Consider the following 18840-nt stretch of genomic DNA (forward strand, 5'->3'; position numbering starts at 1 on the left):
AAGCTCTCTCACTATTGTAAATGAGAGCTACTCAGATGTCTAAAAAGTAATTATACGTAAAAAAGAAGCCGCATAAACGACTTCTTTTTTCATTCCAACTATTAGTTGTCATCCATTTTCAGTACAGCCATGAATGCTTCTTGCGGTACTTCTACAGAACCAACAGACTTCATACGTTTTTTACCTTCTTTTTGCTTATCAAGAAGTTTACGCTTACGAGAAATGTCACCACCGTAACATTTCGCAAGTACGTTTTTACGCATCGCTTTAATTGTAGAACGCGCTACAACTTTGTTTCCGATCGTCGCTTGAATTGGCACTTCGAACTGCTGTCTTGGAATTAATTCTTTTAATTTTTCTACGATTACTTTACCACGGTCATATGCTGAATCACGGTGTACGATAAATGATAGAGCATCGACTTGCTCAGAATTTAAAAGAATATCCATTTTCACAAGTTTAGATGGCTTGTAACCAATTAACTCATAATCAAATGATGCATATCCTTTCGTATTTGATTTCAACTGATCGAAGAAGTCATATACGATTTCTGATAATGGGATTTCATATGTCAAAGTAACACGCGTTTCATCTAAATATTGCATATCAATAAACGTTCCGCGTTTACCTTGGCAGATTTCCATTACAGCTCCAACATAGTCATTCGGAACCATAATTGCTGCTTTAACAAATGGCTCTTCAACACGATCAATTGTCTGTGGATCCGGCATATTAGACGGGTTATCGACAATCATGTCTTCACCATTCGTTAAGAATACTTTATAAATAACACTTGGCGCTGTTGTAATTAAATCAATTTTAAATTCACGTTCAATACGCTCTTGAATGATTTCCATATGAAGAAGTCCTAAGAATCCACAACGGAAACCAAATCCTAGCGCTTGAGATGTTTCTGGCTCAAACTCAAGAGCAGAATCGTTTAATTCTAATTTCTCTAGCGCATCACGTAAGTCGTTGTAACGTGCAGAGTCAATCGGGTACAGACCACAGAATACCATTGGATTTAATTTACGGTAACCAGGTAATGGCTCAGCTGCTGGACGTTTCGCATGTGTAATCGTATCACCAACGCGTGTGTCACCAACATTTTTAATCGATGCCGCTAAGAAACCTACATCACCTACTGTTAACTCATCACGTTGCGTAGTTTTCGGTGTAAACACACCTACTTCTGTTACTTCAAATTCTTTTCCAGTTGCCATCATACGTACTTTATCGCCAACTTTTACCGTTCCATTTACAACACGGATATACGCAATTACACCGCGGTATGGATCATATAAAGAGTCAAAGATCATACATTGTAACGGTTCTTCTGAATCACCTGTTGGTGCTGGCACTTTTTCAACGATTTGTTCTAAAATCTCTTCGATACCAATCCCAGCTTTTGCCGAAGCAAGTACAGCTTCTGATGCATCTAACCCAATTACATCTTCCACCTCTTGGCGTACACGCTCTGGGTCTGCACTTGGTAAATCGATTTTATTAATAACCGGTAAAATTTCTAAATTGTTATCAAGCGCTAAGTATACGTTCGCTAACGTTTGCGCTTCAATACCTTGCGCTGCATCTACTACAAGAATTGCACCTTCACAAGCCGCTAAACTACGAGATACTTCGTACGTAAAGTCGACGTGTCCTGGTGTATCAATTAGGTGAAGAATATATTCTTCGCCGTCTTTTGCTTTATAGTTTAATTGTACTGCGTTTAATTTAATTGTAATACCACGCTCACGCTCTAAATCCATAGAGTCAAGCAACTGAGCTTTCATTTCACGTTGTGTTAACGCGTTTGTTTTCTCTAAAATACGGTCTGCTAACGTTGACTTTCCGTGGTCAATATGAGCAATGATAGAGAAATTACGAATTTTGGACTGTCTTTTTGCTCTTTCTTCTTTGTTCATCTATGTTCTCAACTCCTAATAGTCTCGCCAATATACACTAGCACTGATTATATCAATAGAGCAGCAAAGATTCAATGAAAACTCGTGCTGCTTACAATACAAATCATTCTATTTATATCTTATGCGAACAAACCATAAGAGACAAACCTTTTTCAAATTAAAGAACGGCTGTCTTACAAACCTGTAAAACAACCGTCCTCCGTTTGACTCTTAACTAAAAATCCCTTTTACTTTCCCAACAACTATATCTGTTCCAAACTTTGTTATTTCATAGGCAACGCTTGCTATCGCCATACCCATTCCTTCTACAATATTAAAACTTTTTAAGCTTTCTAATTGTTTTTGTTTTTCAGTAGCGGAAAACGAACCTTCCAAAGTTTCTGATTCAGTGGCCTCACCTTTTGTTCCTGTCATATGAGCGATTTGTTCATACGACATTTGCTGATAACCTTTCATACTTTTCAACCCATGATTTGCAAGTGCCACCCCTGCTATTACCATAAGTAAGCATATAGCCACACTACATATACATAAAAGCGAAAAGCGGCTTACATGATTATCGTCACTTCCCATCAATGTGTATATGCTCCTGTATTATCTTGGTCAATTTGATGATGCAGCGCTGCATTTAAACCACTTGCTATTACATTTGCCATATCCTCTATGAAAGCATCCACTTCTTTCGGAGTCACCATTAAATTATGACCAAGAGGAGATAACACTTCATAAATTAATTTTCTCTTCTCTTCATCTTCCAGTGTACCTACAGCACCTAAAAACATATTCCGGCTCTTTTCATCCGGCATATCCTCTTCTGTTAATTTTTTCTTTTCTCCAAATGTAAAACCAGCTGGCAACAAAGATCGGGAAGGTTTGTTTCCCTCTTTCATCTCTCGGCCAAAATGTTTCAAAATAAAATCAATTGTATCGCTTGTAATCGAAACGGCATCCACCACAGTCGGAACACCAATTGCGATAACAGGAATACCTAATGTTTCTTTACTGAGTTCCTTACGTTTATTCCCAACACCCGATCCAGGATGAATTCCTGTATCAGAAATTTGTATCGTACTATTTACCCTTTCAATAGAACGAGCAGCTAATGCATCAATTGCAATGACAAAGTCTGGCTTTGTCTTCTCAATGATTCCATAAATGACATCGCTCGTTTCAATTCCTGTAATCCCCATTACCCCGGGCCGAATTGCACTAACAGGCCTAAAGCCTTCTTCTACACTTTCAGGCTGCAATTGAAATAAATGTCTCGTTACCAATACATTTTCTACAACTATCGGTCCAAGCGCATCTGGTGTTACATTCCAATTCCCAAGACCAACAATTAAACAGCTCGCTTCTTTCGTAACGCCAACCTCTTCTAAGAAATACGAAAATTCTTTTGCAAAAATACGCTCTACTTTTTGTTGCAGCTCCGTATCTTGTTGACGTATACCTTGTACTTCAAGCGTTAAATAATTTCCAGGTTTTTTACCCATCGATTCCGAGGCAACTTCATCAATCGTTACTTTTGTAATGGTAATACCTTCTTCTTCCCTCTCTTTTACAACAACTCCTTGTATCCCTTGTTGCTCTTCTTGGCGCTCTTGCAGCATTTGATGTGCCTCTACAGCAAGGTCCGTTCTAACACTATATTTACTTAAATCTAGTGGTTCTTTCATCGTATCTCCTCCGTCATTCATAGTAAATATCGTTAGATTTCCCAAAGTTATATAAGGTCATTCTTTTCTTTACGTGAAATTTCATGGATATACTATTGCAATTCTCTTCACCGTTTGATAGAATATCACTTGTTCTATGTTAAGAATCGAGTCATTCGATTGCACCAGGGAGGTGAAAAGTATGGCAAACATCAAATCTGCTATCAAACGCGCTAAACTTAGCGAAGAGCGTCGTGCACATAACGCTTCTATCAAGTCTGACATGCGTTCTGCTGTTAAAACTGTAGAAGCTTTAGTTACTAATAACGATCTTGAAAATGCTAAAGAAGCTTTCAAAACTGCTTCTAAAAAACTTGACAAAGCAGCTCGTAAAGGTCTTATCCACCAAAACGCTGCAGCTCGTCAAAAATCTCGCTTAGCGAAACAAGTAAACGCGTAAGGCGTTTAAAAAACGATCCATTCGGATCGTTTTTTTATATACAAAAAAGTTCACGCTCTTAGCACGTGAACTTTTTTTGTTTCATCACATATGATTTAACCGCATTAAGAAAAACTCGAGCACAAGTTTTTTATCCATTTTTCCCGTTTTCATACTATAATCAGCTTCCGCTAATTCCATTATCACTTTTTTTAATGCTTCAAAAGAGAAAAACTTCGTTTGATTCATCGCTAATTTTACACGATATGGATGCACACCAATATGAGACGCGATTTGATTTTGGCCGTAACCACGCTGCTGTAACTCTTTCACTTGATGCAGTAAACGGAATTGACTTACTAATAACGCAAGCAATTTAATAGGTTCCTCCTGCTGCGTAAATAATCCATCCAAAATTTGCATCGCACCCGCGATATCTTTTTTCACCACTTTTTCTGTCAAAGCAAACACATTTTGTTCAACTGATTTTGGTACAAGCTCTGCAACGAGTTTTGGTGTAATCTCTCCGCCCATACCGACGTATAACGTTAACTTGTCCATTTCCTTCGCCAACATTGTTACATTACTTCCCACAAGCTCTAACAACAAACTAACAGCCGCATGATCAATATGCACATGTACTTCATCCGCCCGAGCAACAATCCACTTCTGAACATCCTGCACTTGCATTGCATTCGCTTCTACTACATCCGCTGTTTTCTTTAATAGTTTTGTAATTTTTTTTCGTTCATCCAGCTTTTCGTAAGGCGCAACAAAAACAAGAATAGAAAAGGGAGAAGGTTCCCCGATATATTCTTCTAAAATTTTTATATTTTGTTCCAATTTTTCTTTTTGTGAAGTTAAAAAGAGTGGTGATTTTATTAATAACACTTTACGTTCTCCGAAAAAAGGAAGTGTACGTGCATCTTCAACCACATCTTCTAAATACGCTTCTTCTAAATCATATGTAACAACATTAAACTCGCGATCTTCCTCTTCAAGCGCTTCTGTTGTAATAAGCTTTATCGTTTCATTTATAAAAAACGCTTCCGTTCCATACAGTAAATATAACGGAGCAAACTGCTTCTTTTTAATCTTTTTATGTATATCACTCATACTTTTTCCTACTCCCTAACTTGGCAATATATATTTATACTAATGCCCTAGCTTTTGTTTTACAAGTACAAAGGAACAGGCAATATAACCCGTCCCTTTATTTATATTAAACGCCACGCAATAAGCCCCGGGTTTCTTATTGGTGTGCGGTAATCACCTTCCCTTTATTATTCGCAATAAAAATTCGAGTATAAGTGCCAACTGTTAACATGCTTGGAAACAAAAATTCACATTACTTCATGATCTAAAAGTAGTAAAAACGCTCTATTTCTCCTCACATGGAAATTGTAGATTTTTTTCTGACAATATTTTATACTAAAGTGGAATGTTGGGGAGGGATTCTAAATGAATGATTTTGAACAAAACGTTCAAAGTAAACGCAATGACGCTATTGATTCAGGGGTAGGATTTATCGTCTCATTTGGTTTTTTCGCAACACTTTTCATCATTGCAACTGTTATTAAATTTATCGGTTCTTAAAGACTGCTGCTTACTGGCAGTCTTTTTTATCTATTATGTGTTTCATCATATGTGATTTTGCTGCGAAAGGTTCCGTTTTCCCCTTTAAAAACATAGGAGATAGCCCCTTGCTTATCCGTACGCCATATTTCAATCCCCCTCTTCTCAAAACGCTCTATAACGTCCTTATGAGGGTGCCCATACCTATTACGCTCACCGGCAGAAATAACGGCTATATTAGGCTGTACGACGCTCAGAAAAGTTGTTGTAGATGACGTATTACTCCCATGATGAGCAACCTTTAAAACATCCGCTCGCAACTCTGGATACGTAGCTACTAAAAACTTCTCACCTTCTTCTTCTAAATCACCTGTAAACAACCACGTTAGTCCTCCTAATTTTGCCAACATTACAATTGAAGCGTTATTTTCACTGCTCTCCTTCCCTGTTGGCGCTAATACGAAAAATTCCGCTCCATTTATGCTCCAACTTTCTCCCTCTCTCACTTCTCTTATTTTCACTTCCTTTTCTAAAGCCTGTTTCTTTACTATTTTTTCTAATTCCGCATCTTGTTCCTTTCGGCCAAATACAACTTCTTTTACGGTTATATTTGATAATAACTGTTGCGCAGCACCTATATGATCCGCATCTCCATGCGTTATAATTAATTTATCGATCTTTTTAATACCTTCCTTTTGTAAATAAGGAATCAAAATATCATTTCCGACAGAAAATTCATGCTTTTTACGTTGCCATTCTTCCTTGTTTGGACGAATTGTTCCACCAGTATCAATAAGATAAATCTCTTGATCATACGGGAGGCGAATTAATATTGCATCTCCCTGTCCAACATCGAGAAAGGTAACACTTCCACTTTCTCGAAAATACGGATATACATAATGGCATGTACTAATAAAAAGAAATACACCCGCAGATATAAACAGAATCCCCTTCGTCATTCGCCTTTCCCAAACCATCAATATACTAATAATACTCACGCAATATAGGGCTACAAGAAGTATAGGTGTTTGTCCGAAATTAAGACGGGTAAATGGTAAGTTTTCGCAATAACTTAAAAAATCATTAGAAAGATTCAAACCTATTGATAATACATTCCCAAGCCTTTTTGCAAGAAACGGAATGATTGGTATACATATCAAAATAACAATACTGCACGGCAATACAACGAGAGATAAAAACGGAACGTATAGGATATTTAAGAAAATACTATATGGAGAAAAACAACCGAAGTGATATAACAAAATCGGAGTACTAACGAGCTGTGAAATGAAAGAAATATAAATAGAATTTCGAATTACTCCATTACCACTCTCTAGTAAAAGCGGGGCAGATAAAAGTAAAGCAAAACTACCGACGAAAGAAAACTGAAAACCAATATTAAACACGAGATATGGATCAAATATAAGCATACATATAGCTGTTATACTTAAAGCATCTAAGCTAGATAAACGAATAGAACACATAAAAGCAATTAACATGAAAACTCCTGTTATAGAAGCTCTTATAACAGATGGTGACGCTCCTGCTAAAATCATATATAGAGGAATGCAGAAGATAAGACATACTGTTGCTACCTCCCTTGTCACACCGCTTCTTAGCAAAATAAAATACACGATTACCATTAACAATACGATATGCGATCCTGAAATCGCCAACAAATGTACGAGACCGAATTGTTGATATTGCTCTTCAACTTCAAATGTCATTTGTTGTCTATCACCAAATACTAATGCATTCATAAAAGCACCTGATTGTTCTGGAAACATTTCTGTAACTTCTGAGATTGCTTGTTGCCTCAAAAGAAGAATCCATTGCACGAGTGACAACGATGTTTTATGGCATTCAGAAATATATGTAGCGTCCAATATGAAATGAATATTTTGCTTATATAAATAATCACGATAATTAAACCCATGGAAATTCCGAGCTATTTGTGGTTCTTTCCTCTCACCTTCGAATACACATGATACTCCTGCATGTAATTGTCGCATCTGTTTCTTTTCCAAAGCTGATTCCATTTTGTAACTTAACTGCACTATATTTTTATTCTGATCTTCAATTTGAAACGAGAGGCGATCTCCATTAATAAGAGGTGTATTATGTATCACTCCTCTTGTAGCTTCATAGGACTCTCCCAGAGGCTTGTTTTGCCCTTGAACATACGTGGTGTACATAGCGCCACTTAAACACGCTATCATACAATAAAAGAAGGTTTTACGCGAAGTACGATATAAACAAAAGAAAACATATACAACGAGACAACAAGTCAGCAATACAACTGAAGAGGAGAAGGCAATTGCAATCCCTATTATAAATGAGATTGCAACATAGCCCCATTGTCCTTGCAACTCATACCCACTCCTTATAGCATCATTTTTGCTTTCGTGAATACATGCTGTAATTCTTCCATTGATAAGTTCTCTTTTTCTAAAGATGCAAATAGTTCTTTTAACTCCATATGACGTTTTTGATCCTCTAATGCTGCAATATCATATTCTAGCGGAACGTGTTTCACCGTTACATTCGCTTTTTCAAATAACTCTACGGCATACGGATGATTTTTATAATCCTGTGCATAATAAACTGCTGTAATACCACTTTGAATAATCGCCTTACAACATTGTAAACAAGGAAAATGCGTAACATAAATTTCCGCTTCCTCCGTTTTCACGCCAAATTTTGCACATTGTAACAAAGCATTCATTTCTGCATGAATTGTACGAACACAATGATTATCAATAACGTAGCATCCATCATCTATACAATGTACGCCACCTTTAATTGAACCATTATATCCACCAGCAATAATTCGTTTATCACGAACAATTGTCGCTCCTACTGCAAGCCTTGTACATGTACTACGTAAAGATAACAAATGGCTTTGCGTCATAAAATATTGATCCCATGAAATTCGTTCCATATTCTTCACCTACTTTTTTGTCTACTTGTAGTGTAGCGAATGAAGAAAAACTTCGTCAATCTTTTACGGAATAATAATTTGATCTTTTATTTTCTCCAAAGACTTCACACCAATCCCATCAATCTCTAACAAATCTTCTATTTTTTGAAACGGACCATGTTCCTCTCGATATTTCAAAATACTTTCTGCTTTCCGAGAACCAATACCTGTAATTTTTTCAAGTTGTTCTTTAGAAGCTGCATTTATTTGAACTTTTCCCTCTCCCTTTGAAACAGCAGCTACCTCTTGCACTTGTTCGTTTTTATTCGGTACATAAAGAAGCATTTGGTCTTGTACCATTTGCGCTAAATTCACCTTCATCCTATCTGCCTCAGGCAAAAAACCACCTGCTTTTTCAATGGCATCCTTGACCCGGTCCCCTTCTTTCATTTCATACACCCCCTCTTTAACAACAGCCCCTTTCATATCAATTACAATTATTTTTTTCTGCTGCTTTGTATCCGATATTTTCGGTTTACTTTTCTTCTCTATATCTTTCTCTTGAACATCCGTTGCAATAACTGATCGCTCTGTATGCTCATTCGTTTTCCAGAAAATAAGAAAAAGCACAGTTCCAATAATAGCAACTAATCCTAACCATTTCTTTGGAAAATCCCACATCATTTTTCACCTCTAATCATAAATTTATAACATCATTCATATTGTTTAGGAGAAAGCTGTTACGAAGGAGGGATGAAACATTGAACATAGGAATTATAGGGACAGGAAACATGGGGAATATACTAATCGATGCATTTTTAGAAACCCGTGCTGTCAAACCTTCGTGCCTTACGATCATTAATCGGACGCCCGCCAAAGCATATCATATAAAGGAAAAACACCCTTCTGTTCATATAGCCAAAACTATTGATGAGGTAATCGAACGATCACATCTTATTTTTATTTGCGTAAAGCCGATAGATATATACCCAATCTTGCAAAAATACGCTGAACATTTTTCTGATGAAAAGTGCTTAGTTTCTATCACAAGTCCAATATCTCCATCACAATTAGAGACACTTGTACCTTGCCATGTTGCCCGTATTATTCCGAGCATTACAAACCGCGCCCTATCCGGCGCATCACTATTTACATTTGGAAGTAACTGCTCTGAAGAATGGCAACAAAAACTATTTCGCTTATTCAAAAACATTTCTACTCCCCTTGTAATAGAAGAAGATATAACGCGCGTTTCATCTGATATAGCAAGCTGCGGCCCTGCATTCTTTAGTTATTTATTACAATGTTTCATTAACGCTGCTGTAGATAAAACAAATATTACACATGAAGAAGCCACTACTTTAGTAAGTGAAATGGTCGTCGGAATGGGGAAACTACTCGAAAAAGGGATTTTCACATTGCCTACTTTACAAGAAAAAGTATGTGTGAAAGGCGGCGTTACAGGAGAAGGCATTCGGGTTTTAGAAGAACATGTTGGGGATATGTTTCATAAATTAATCGAGCGGACACACGAGAAATTTGATGAAGATTTAAAATGCGTTGATCAGCAATTCAATAAACACACATAACAAATACGTCATCGTCATTCCAAATCCTTTTTATAAATACTTAATTTTTCACATTACATTTTTACTTAAACTAGCTTTTTCACAATCCACGTATGTCATTTTCTTATTATCCTAGAACTAAAATTACAGCTTCTTCACAAAACAAAAGCAACCTTCTCGGTTGCTTTTGTTTTATCCGTTTTTCTTCGCCATGAAGAAAATACGCTCTGTTTGTTCTGTAACTTCAAGTCGCTCAAAGTCACCAGTTACACGAAGCACTGTAAAACCAGCTTCTTCAAGCCATTTCGTTAACTCTTCAACCGGATATGCACGTTGTACGTGACATTCGTCAAAACGATGGTACACATCTTCTTCTGGGTCTTGAACAAAGAATGTTAAATCATGTTCTACACTGTTTGAATCTTCACCAGGGAAGCAATTCCAAATAAGAGATATTTCTTCTCCATTCACTGTGTATGTTTCATTTTGAAATACATGATGTATTTTATATAAAGAATGTACATCAAATAAAAACAAACCATCTTGACGTAAATGATGAAACACTCTTCGGAATGTTTCTTGCACTCCATCTTCTTGCAATACATAGTTTAATGAATCACAAAAGATCGTTACACAGTCAAACTCACCTGGAACATCAAGCTCCCGCATATCTTGTTGGTAAAAAGGAATAAAATATCCTGCCTCGCCTAGTTTTTGCTGTGCGACTGCTAACATTTCTTCTGAAAGATCGACACCGATTACATCGTAACCCTTTTGTACAAGCGGAAGCGTTACATTACCAGTACCGCATGCTACATCAAGAATCTTCGCCTCTTTCATATCCGCTTGCTGCAAGCTTTCCTCTGTGAATTCCACCCATTTATCATAAGGGACATCATTCATTAGTTCATCGTACAGCAACGCAAATTGCTCGTAGTTCATTGGCCTAACTCTTCTGTAATATCTTCACGTGGCACATCGCCCCATAGACGCTCTAAATTATAGTGATTACGCTCATCTTTATGGAATACATGAGCAACTACATCTCCAAGGTCAACTAATACCCAGCGAGCTTCGTCAAAACCTTCCATACGTTGTACGTCGATTTGGAACTCGTGTGCTTTCGCTTTAATTTCACGTGCAATTGCTTGCACTTGCTTATCTGAGTTACCGTGACAAATAATGAAATAATCTGCAATTGGTGAAATACCTTGCATATTTAGGACAACCATATCTTCTGCTCTCTTATCATCAGCTGCTTTTGCTGCTAATACTAATAAATCTTTATCTTTCATTTACTCATTTCCTCCTTGATAACTGCATTGTATGTTTGGAATGTTAATGGATAAATCGTTTGATCTTTTTCCATTAAAAATTGAATTGTTCTCTTTAGCGCAAATAATAAAGCTTGATCTATATCCGTATATGCGAGTTTACGAGCTTCCTCCACCCCTGGAAACTTTCGCCCAGGCTCAATGTAATCAGCTACATAAATTACTTTATCTAACATCGTCATTTTCTCATGACCACTTGTATGATATGTAATAGCTTGCAGGATTTCAGGATCTGTAATACCTACTTCTTTTTCTACTAAGTATGCCCCAACAGGTGCATGCCATAACTCTTTGTTATAACAAAGTAAATCTTTCGGCAAACCTTCACTTTTAATGATCTCTTCCATCTCTGAAATCGCTCTACACTTCGCATAATCATGGAATATAGCTGCAACTTCAGCCTTTTTTTCATCCACACCGTATAATTTAGCAAGTTCAATTGCCGTCTCCATTACACCAATTGTGTGTATATAACGTTTTTCATGCATTTGTTGTTTCACAATATGAAGTGCTTCCTCACGATTCATACAACCCATTCCTCTCGATATATACCTGTACTTTTTCAGGAAGTAAATATTTGCATGTTTTCTTCTCTTTATATCTCTCACGTAATAAAGATGAAGAAACTGCAAACTCCGGAATTTCCACAGTGGTGATAGGATAAGGTGTATGCAATGTATAACCCGGTCTTGCAACCCCAACAAACGTTACAAGATCAAGTAACGCTTCAATGTTATACCACTTCGGTAAATACTCAACCATATCTCCACCAATAATAAAGTGAAACTGCACATCCGGATGCTTCTTCGTTAATTGTAGCATAGTGTCATACGTATAAGATGGGCCCTTCCTGCTTAGCTCTTCTAAACAAATAGAAAAATGTTCCTCTTCCTCAGTCGCAAGTTCTAACATTTGTAAGCGACTTTCTACACTTGTAATATTCCGCCCTTGTTTATGCGGCGGAATTTGGTTCGGTAAGAACCATACTTCTTCTAAATTCAAAGCATGATATACTTCATTTGCAATGAGCAAATGTCCATAATGTGGCGGATCAAATGTACCGCCAATGATGCCAATTTTTCTCAAAAGAAACGCCCCTTCCTTTTACATACAGCAACTCTCTTCATTTCCATCCGAAGAGAGTTTACTGTTAATAAAAGTTCAATTGGTTTCGATCTCTACACCATTACTAGTGATAAAAATAACATATGTTATTTTTATCGAGGAAGTTTAATTTGCTTGTTTTCTCTTGATTCTTTGTATAAAACAATTGTACTTCCAATTACTTGAACGATTTCCGCACGTGCACCTTTTGCAAGTTCTTCTGCAACTTCACGGCGATCGAATTCACAGTTTTGTAGCACACTTACTTTAAATAACTCACGAGCTTCTAAAGTATCTGCAATTTGTTTAATCATATTTTCATTTACTCCGCCTTTTCCTACTTGAAAAATTGGTGTTAAATGATGTGCTTGTGCACGTAAAAATCTTTTTTGTTTTCCTGTTAACATATATGTTAGCCTCCAAGCTTTCTTATAACTAATTGTTTCATTCGTTCAATATTCGGTACGCAACCTGTCCACATTTCAAATGCAAGCGCTCCTTGATAAACAAACATATCAATACCATTTTGAATGATTGCACCTTGCTCTTTCGCCTCACATAAAATTTTCGTTTCAAATGGATTATAAATTATATCTGATACAATCGTTCCCTTTTTCAACGAAGAAATTTGTAACGGCGTATGTTCGACACGTGGATGCATACCTATCGTTGTCGTCTGAATGATAATATCATAATTCTCTTGTTCTTCTGTTGCTTCCTCTAACGATAAAGCAACAGAATGAACAGTAGCCGTACATGCAGTAATAAGTTCTTTCGCCTTATCTACTGTACGATTCGCTACATCAATCTCTTTCACACCTACATCAGCAAGTGAAAAATAAATAGCTCGACTAGCACCACCTGCGCCAAGCAATAAAATACGTTTCTCTTGAAGTGGTTCACTACTAATTGACTGTAGCGCTTTGACAAAACCAATTCCATCTGTATTGTAGCCAATCAATTTCCCATCCTTATGAACCACCGTATTTACTGCACCAATTTGTTTTGCTAGCGGGTCAATCTCATCCAAATAATCCATAATCGCAACTTTGTGCGGAGTTGTTACATTAAATCCTGAAATACCTAACGCTTTTAAACCTCTTACTGCTTCCCCTAGCACTTCCTCTTTAACAAGAAAGGCATGATAATGGGCATCCATATTCAAGTGTTCAAATGCATCGTTATGCATAACGGGTGATAATGAATGTCCAATTGGATTTCCGATTACACCATATAATTGTTTCATAAATCCCTCTCCATATTAAATTAAAGATTTACGCAATGAAACACTTACTCCTTTTGGTACGTGTGCAACAATTTTTGCTCCCGGTTCGTTCACAGTAACCCATCCTAATCCAGAGAATACAACATCCGTTTTTGGTTCACGAATATTAAACTCGTATTTCACTAGCTCTGGCATATTTTCTAATTCTTCTGGTGTTGGCGGGCTTAGTAAATCCCCTGCATGATTTTTATACAATTCATCTGCTTTCTCAAGCTTTGTACGATGGATTGTTAAACGATTTGAGAAGTGACAAGTAAATGCGCGACGACCGCCACTTACGTAATCAAAACGTGCCAATCCGCTAAAGAACAATGTTTGTTCTTCATTTAATTGGAATACCATTGGCTTAATTTCTTTTGTTGGTGTAATAAGCTTTAAGCTTTGTTTTCCAACATAATGAGCCATTTGATGGTGGTTAATAATACCTGGCGTATCATATAAAGAAGATTCTTCGTCTAACGGGATATCAATTAAATCAAGCGTTGTTCCTGGGAAATGAGATGTTGTAATTACATTTTCAGTCTCATCACTAAATTCTTTAATCATACGATTAATGAATGTTGATTTCCCTACATTTGTACATCCAACAACGTAAACATCTTTTCCGCCGCGGTAATACTCAATCGCATCTGCCAGCTCAGCAATCCCTTGTCCTTTCGCTGCACTAATTAAAAAGACATCTTCTGGCTTTAATCCTAGCTGCTTTGCACTATAGCGCATCCAATGCTTTACTTTATCATGTTTTACTGACTTAGGAATTAAATCCGCTTTATTCCCAACAAGTAATACTTTATTATTTCCCACGAAACGATGTAAGCCAGGTAACCAGCTACCATTAAAATCGAAAATATCTACAATTTTAACTACTAACGCATCCGATTTTCCAATACCGTTTAGAATACGTAGGAAATCATCATCTGTTAATGAGACATCTTGAATTTCGTTATAATGTTTCAATCGAAAACAGCGTTGACAAATTACTTGTTCTTTTTCTAAAGATGAGGCAGGAGCATATCCTACTTCATTTTTATCTTCTGTTTGAATTTCTACACCGCAACCAATACATTTAATTGTTTCAGTCAAACTTTATTCCTCCCAGTTAATTAAACCTTTTTTCTTCATGTTTCTCATAATTCTTCGTTCAATTTTTCGATTAAAGCGCGTTACTAATCCGTCTGTTTGTGCTACTGGTACAACTAAAATTGTATGCAGTCCAACTCGGTTTCCACCTAACACATCTGTCAGTAACTGATCCCCAATTACTACAACTTCATCTGGTTGCAACTGCATCTCTCGTATCGCACGCTTAAACGCACGGACAAATGGCTTACGCGCACTATGAATAAATGGAATGCCTAATGGATCAGCAAAATCTTTCACTCGTTGCTCATTATTATTTGAAACGACCGTTACTTGAATGCCTTGCTCTTTCATTTTCAAAAACCATTCTTCAAGTTGTGGCGTTGCATTTGGACGATCCCATTCAATTAAAGTGTTATCTAAATCAGTAATAACACCTTTAATTCCACGTTTCTTCAAATCTTCTGGTTGAACATGATATACATTTTTCACATATTCATTTGGTAAAAATAGTTTCAATTTCTTTCACCTCTTTGAGGAGTTTTCATAAAAATTTTTCGACAACATATTTCGATATATGGCCTGTGGATAAAATTGTACACATTTTCCACATTAATATTTCAGTTAATTTGGAATTTACTAACAATCTATACACATTTTATCCACCTAGGTATGTGGATAACCACCCGTTTGTGACTGTCATATTTTTTTGGTACATTAAATGCAACAACGAATCAATCCTTATATTATTAGGAGGTGACTCACCTTGAAAACAAAACATATGGAACAGTTATCTACTGAGTTACTCACTGAGTCTTATTATAAAGCAAAAGAACTAAAATTAAATCCCGACTTCATTTTACTTATAAAACAAGAAATTATTAGACGCTCATTAGAGGACAAGCTTGTCAAATCGTCTTGATTACATATAAAGAGGAATTTTAATTAACTAACTTGTAAAAAGAGCCATCCTGCGATGGCTCTCGAATAAACAAGTACTCCCATCTAGGGAATTTCATCATTACGCATCTTTGTCCATAAATCTTGCTTACAGTTATAAAATCTTTTTTACTTATGAGCCAATCGAGTAGCAATCTTTTCACCAAGGCGAAGCTCTTGTCCACTCTTCAATTCTTGCACTACTTCTATCATATCTTTTTCAAACAATAACACAACTGTTGAACCGAATGTAAAGTATGCCATTTCTTCACCTTTTTGAACAGTGTCTCTTTCATGCAGCAGCTCAATACTATTTACAAACATAGCTCCTACTTTTACAAGCGCCATATGTTCACCGTCACTATTCACTTCTGTAACGGAGCGATAGTTTTTTGACAATGGTTCTTTCCCGTATTCCATACCAGCTGCATTTACCGGATATGATTTTCTACCGAGTACAAATCTTTCAGTCACAGAACCAGAAAGCGGACTATGAATACGATGATAATGACTTGGGCTTAAATAAATAACCATATATGTACCACCTGCATATCGCTGTGCACGTTCTTCATTACCTAGCATATCCACAATCGAATAACGCTTGCCTTTAATATCAAATGTTTTTGTGTCCTCAATAGGACCGTGATCAGCAAAAACACCATCAACAGGACTAACGATACTCGATGCATCTGTATCAATACTACGCTTTCCTTCTTTTAACTTACGTGTAAATAATTCATGCAATGTTCTATATTCCTTCAAATCCTTTTCCATCTCATCTTGATTAATTTGAAATACTTTCGCATACGATGGAATAATGATAGAGCTCAAACGAGATTGTGCAAATTTACGTAATATATAAGAAGTAAAACGACCATTTGTAAGTTCGATCATAAGTCGATATAATGTACGTCGCAAATTGCGGAACCTCCTAATCAGTCTATAACTTTAGCTTCCCCTTCTTTTCCTTCTATATCATATGTAAAATTAGTTCTTATTCCCACATATCATATAGAACCGCCATATTATACATGCAGAAAACTAAGTACGGTATCATTCTTAAATTGTTTAGCACCTTCTAATATTACAGATAGAATCCGTCATTTTCAACAGTGAACATGGATTTCTTCTGAACACAACTCTTTTTCTTTCCTTATTTCCAAAAAGAAAAGCAGCCCATTTTAAAATACGGCTGCTTGTAATGTACATTATTCTTTTGCTTTTTTCTCTTTCTCTGCTCTTACAAATTCATGGAACATTTTCATTAAAGCGCGCTTTTCAATTCTTGATACGTAGCTTCTGGAAATACCAAGTGCCTTCGCAATCTCTCGTTGCGTCTTCTCCTTATCAAGCCCCAGTCCAAAACGCTTCACGATTACTTCTTTCTCTCGTTCGTCTAAAATATCGATATACTCTTTAATCTTTTCTAACTCCATACTAAGCTGGATCATATCAATTACATCTTCAGACTCTGATTTTAATATATCAATAAGCGATATTTCATTCCCCTCTTTATCTTGCCCGATTGGATCATGAAGTGAAACGTCCTTTTTCGTTTTCTTTAATACACGTAAATGCATCAAAATTTCATTTTCAATACAGCGTGCTGCGTACGTCGCAAGTTTCGTTCCTTTTCCTGCCGAATAGCTCTCGATTGCTTTAATGAGCCCGATTGTACCAATTGAAATTAAATCTTCTGCATCTTCCCCTGTATTTTCAAATTTTTTAACGATATGAGCTACAAGCCGTAAATTATGTTCAATTAACAGATTCCTCGCTTGAGCATCACCTTGCTCCATTAACTCTAAGTACTTTCTCTCATCGTCTGATGATAATGGCTGCGGAAACGCATTGTTCTTCACATAAGAAACAAAAACAAACACTTCTCGAACCATATATCCAATTGCGGCGAATAGACTCAAACCTTTCACCTCCGCCAAAATAGTGGTCTTTACTAAGTGTATGTGGGCATGAGGTTGTTTGTGTCTGTACAGTTTATTTATAAAACTCAACACTTCCAACATTTAAAATATTTTATTGTTATATTATAATTATATAAAATTGTTATTTATATATGAATATGCTATTAAAGGGGACACTATTCATGCTCACATTAGATCGATTATTAAATGTAACAATTTATTTAGGGGTATTTTTACTTTTCATTTCATTCATTACTTTTGTTATTAAGAGAGGGCCTGATTTATTATTTTTTCAATTTGGAATTTCCTTGTTTTTTGGAGCTCAAATTATAATTGGAATGAAATTTTTTCATAACTATGGTTTCTCCTTTCACTCAAAATTAGAACTACTTATCTTTATTTTCTATGTAATTGGATTTATTACATGTATACTATCGTTCTTTCACTTTCAAAATCCCTATCGAATTTTTTTATTAATTTGTAGTTTTTTATTTTTAACTGGATCCAATTATTACTTTAAAGAAACATTTAAGTTTAGTGAAAAAATTCCAAAGCAACATAAAACTTTTTTAAGTACACAAGAAGAAGACTCTTTCCCAAAAGAAGTCCGTAAATTTTCAGAGGATTACAACAACATAATAAGGAATGATTTTTATGAAATACCGATGATTCCTACTGAATTACAGATTACAAGCAAAAAAGATTCTTCCCATAGTACATCTTTCTTAGTTGAACTTCATAATATGGAGGATGAAATTACTGATGACTCTGTACAATTAACTCCATCAGACCGTTTTTATATACTGTTAAATACACAAAAAACAAAAATATCAAAAATAGTATATGAAGGGCGAGATTTTTTCACATTAACAGTCACACTAAAGGCTCTTAATTTACAGCAGGAACCAGAAATTCATAATATGTTTTTAGAAATAGATAAACGTAGAGCAATGAATCTTCTTGATTTCGAAATTAAAGCCCACTCTAAAGAATGGAAAGTAACATTTAAAAGTGATAGTTCTCCTTCCAACCTTCCTATCACATTTACATTTGAAAAACGAACAGGCAAATTATAAAAATAAAAAGAGTTATTT

Annotated in this window: 22 protein-coding genes; 5 read left to right on the forward strand and 17 right to left on the reverse strand. The window is 36.1% G+C overall.

Translation table 11 applies throughout. The annotated features are described in order from the left end of the window. Positions 1 to 101 precede the first annotated feature (101 nt). From lepA to gpr, 3 genes are all read right to left on the reverse strand, one after another. Positions 102 to 1925, reverse strand: coding sequence for an elongation factor 4 (lepA, locus tag BAQ46_RS09300; RefSeq protein WP_001030957.1), 1824 nt, complete (start codon positions 1923 to 1925; stop codon positions 102 to 104). Between the two features lie 210 nt (positions 1926 to 2135). Further along, positions 2136 to 2498 carry a YqxA family protein gene (locus BAQ46_RS09305; RefSeq protein ID WP_000534316.1) on the reverse strand — a complete coding sequence of 121 codons (363 nt, stop codon included), beginning with the start codon at positions 2496 to 2498 and terminating at the stop codon, positions 2136 to 2138. Further along, positions 2498 to 3601, reverse strand: a complete 1104-nt coding sequence (gene gpr / locus BAQ46_RS09310) for a GPR endopeptidase (RefSeq protein ID WP_000662638.1) — start codon at positions 3599 to 3601, stop codon at positions 2498 to 2500. Before gpr ends, BAQ46_RS09305 begins: the two co-directional genes overlap by 1 nt. Positions 3602 to 3782: 181 nt before the next feature. On the opposite strand from gpr, the gene rpsT reads away from it, so the two are divergent. Then, positions 3783 to 4040 carry a 30S ribosomal protein S20 gene (gene rpsT / locus BAQ46_RS09315; protein ID WP_001274011.1) on the forward strand — a complete coding sequence of 86 codons (258 nt, stop codon included), beginning with the start codon at positions 3783 to 3785 and terminating at the stop codon, positions 4038 to 4040. Between the two features lie 84 nt (positions 4041 to 4124). Here rpsT and holA read toward each other — a convergent pair whose 3' ends face one another. Then, positions 4125 to 5135, reverse strand: coding sequence for a DNA polymerase III subunit delta (gene holA, locus BAQ46_RS09320; protein ID WP_001279919.1), 1011 nt, complete (start codon positions 5133 to 5135; stop codon positions 4125 to 4127). A 345-nt stretch (positions 5136 to 5480) separates the two neighbouring features. Here holA and BAQ46_RS09325 point away from each other — a divergent pair, with 345 nt between their 5' ends. Beyond that, positions 5481 to 5615 carry a YqzM family protein gene (locus tag BAQ46_RS09325; RefSeq protein WP_000997609.1) on the forward strand — a complete coding sequence of 45 codons (135 nt, stop codon included), beginning with the start codon at positions 5481 to 5483 and terminating at the stop codon, positions 5613 to 5615. Positions 5616 to 5641: 26 nt separating this feature from the next. Here the strand turns inward: BAQ46_RS09325 and BAQ46_RS09330 are convergent, their stop codons facing one another. The 3 genes from BAQ46_RS09330 to BAQ46_RS09340 form a co-directional block, all read right to left on the reverse strand. Continuing rightward, positions 5642 to 7963 (reverse strand): DNA internalization-related competence protein ComEC/Rec2, encoded by a 2322-nt coding sequence (locus tag BAQ46_RS09330; protein ID WP_071741847.1) that lies wholly within the window; start codon positions 7961 to 7963, stop codon positions 5642 to 5644. A gap of 14 nt (positions 7964 to 7977) precedes the next feature. Then, the gene (locus BAQ46_RS09335; protein ID WP_000439783.1) at positions 7978 to 8535 is read right to left on the reverse strand and encodes a ComE operon protein 2; all 558 of its coding nucleotides are present in this window, start codon (positions 8533 to 8535) and stop codon (positions 7978 to 7980) included. A gap of 63 nt (positions 8536 to 8598) precedes the next feature. Continuing rightward, complete coding sequence (locus BAQ46_RS09340; RefSeq protein WP_071741848.1) at positions 8599 to 9198, reverse strand: helix-hairpin-helix domain-containing protein; 600 nt, start codon at positions 9196 to 9198, stop codon at positions 8599 to 8601. A 77-nt stretch (positions 9199 to 9275) separates the two neighbouring features. Between BAQ46_RS09340 and comER the strand changes: the two genes are divergently transcribed. Continuing rightward, positions 9276 to 10103: a late competence protein ComER gene (comER, locus tag BAQ46_RS09345; protein WP_001020541.1), complete on the forward strand. Its 828-nt coding sequence runs from the start codon at positions 9276 to 9278 to the stop codon at positions 10101 to 10103. A gap of 171 nt (positions 10104 to 10274) precedes the next feature. Here the strand turns inward: comER and BAQ46_RS09350 are convergent, their stop codons facing one another. The 8 genes from BAQ46_RS09350 to BAQ46_RS09385 form a co-directional block, all read right to left on the reverse strand. Next, positions 10275 to 11024, reverse strand: coding sequence for a class I SAM-dependent DNA methyltransferase (locus BAQ46_RS09350; protein ID WP_001105568.1), 750 nt, complete (start codon positions 11022 to 11024; stop codon positions 10275 to 10277). Then, the gene (rsfS, locus tag BAQ46_RS09355; protein WP_000653200.1) at positions 11021 to 11377 is read right to left on the reverse strand and encodes a ribosome silencing factor; all 357 of its coding nucleotides are present in this window, start codon (positions 11375 to 11377) and stop codon (positions 11021 to 11023) included. The genes BAQ46_RS09350 and rsfS overlap by 4 nt, the downstream gene beginning before the upstream one ends. Then, on the reverse strand, positions 11374 to 11943 hold the full coding sequence (gene yqeK / locus BAQ46_RS09360) for a bis(5'-nucleosyl)-tetraphosphatase (symmetrical) YqeK (RefSeq protein WP_001078246.1): 570 nt from the start codon (positions 11941 to 11943) through the stop codon (positions 11374 to 11376). The genes rsfS and yqeK overlap by 4 nt, the downstream gene beginning before the upstream one ends. Beyond that, entirely contained in the window at positions 11933 to 12502 is a 570-nt protein-coding gene (gene nadD / locus BAQ46_RS09365; RefSeq protein ID WP_001226058.1) for a nicotinate-nucleotide adenylyltransferase, read from the reverse strand. Before nadD ends, yqeK begins: the two co-directional genes overlap by 11 nt. 131 nt (positions 12503 to 12633) lie before the next feature. Beyond that, complete coding sequence (yhbY, locus tag BAQ46_RS09370; RefSeq protein ID WP_000955224.1) at positions 12634 to 12927, reverse strand: ribosome assembly RNA-binding protein YhbY; 294 nt, start codon at positions 12925 to 12927, stop codon at positions 12634 to 12636. Between the two features lie 5 nt (positions 12928 to 12932). After that, a complete protein-coding gene (gene aroE / locus BAQ46_RS09375) occupies positions 12933 to 13766 on the reverse strand; it encodes a shikimate dehydrogenase (RefSeq protein ID WP_061132137.1) in 834 nt (277 codons plus the stop codon). Positions 13767 to 13781: 15 nt separating this feature from the next. Continuing rightward, on the reverse strand, positions 13782 to 14888 hold the full coding sequence (gene yqeH / locus BAQ46_RS09380; protein ID WP_000140795.1) for a ribosome biogenesis GTPase YqeH: 1107 nt from the start codon (positions 14886 to 14888) through the stop codon (positions 13782 to 13784). Between the two features lie 3 nt (positions 14889 to 14891). Then, the gene (locus BAQ46_RS09385; RefSeq protein ID WP_000765311.1) at positions 14892 to 15404 is read right to left on the reverse strand and encodes a YqeG family HAD IIIA-type phosphatase; all 513 of its coding nucleotides are present in this window, start codon (positions 15402 to 15404) and stop codon (positions 14892 to 14894) included. Between the two features lie 247 nt (positions 15405 to 15651). On the opposite strand from BAQ46_RS09385, the gene sda reads away from it, so the two are divergent. Beyond that, the gene (gene sda, locus BAQ46_RS09390; RefSeq protein WP_000850094.1) at positions 15652 to 15807 is read left to right on the forward strand and encodes a sporulation histidine kinase inhibitor Sda; all 156 of its coding nucleotides are present in this window, start codon (positions 15652 to 15654) and stop codon (positions 15805 to 15807) included. Between the two features lie 146 nt (positions 15808 to 15953). Here sda and BAQ46_RS09395 read toward each other — a convergent pair whose 3' ends face one another. Then, complete coding sequence (locus BAQ46_RS09395) at positions 15954 to 16742, reverse strand: phosphatidylserine decarboxylase (protein WP_071741849.1); 789 nt, start codon at positions 16740 to 16742, stop codon at positions 15954 to 15956. Between the two features lie 290 nt (positions 16743 to 17032). Continuing rightward, a complete protein-coding gene (sigK, locus tag BAQ46_RS09400; RefSeq protein ID WP_000051382.1) occupies positions 17033 to 17746 on the reverse strand; it encodes an RNA polymerase sporulation sigma factor SigK in 714 nt (237 codons plus the stop codon). A 182-nt stretch (positions 17747 to 17928) separates the two neighbouring features. Here sigK and BAQ46_RS09405 point away from each other — a divergent pair, with 182 nt between their 5' ends. Further along, complete coding sequence (locus BAQ46_RS09405) at positions 17929 to 18822, forward strand: hypothetical protein (protein ID WP_061132136.1); 894 nt, start codon at positions 17929 to 17931, stop codon at positions 18820 to 18822. Positions 18823 to 18840: the final 18 nt, after the last annotated feature.

The sequence above is a fragment of the Bacillus paranthracis genome (genome assembly GCF_001883995.1).
GTDB classification, from domain to species: domain Bacteria; phylum Bacillota; class Bacilli; order Bacillales; family Bacillaceae_G; genus Bacillus_A; species Bacillus_A paranthracis.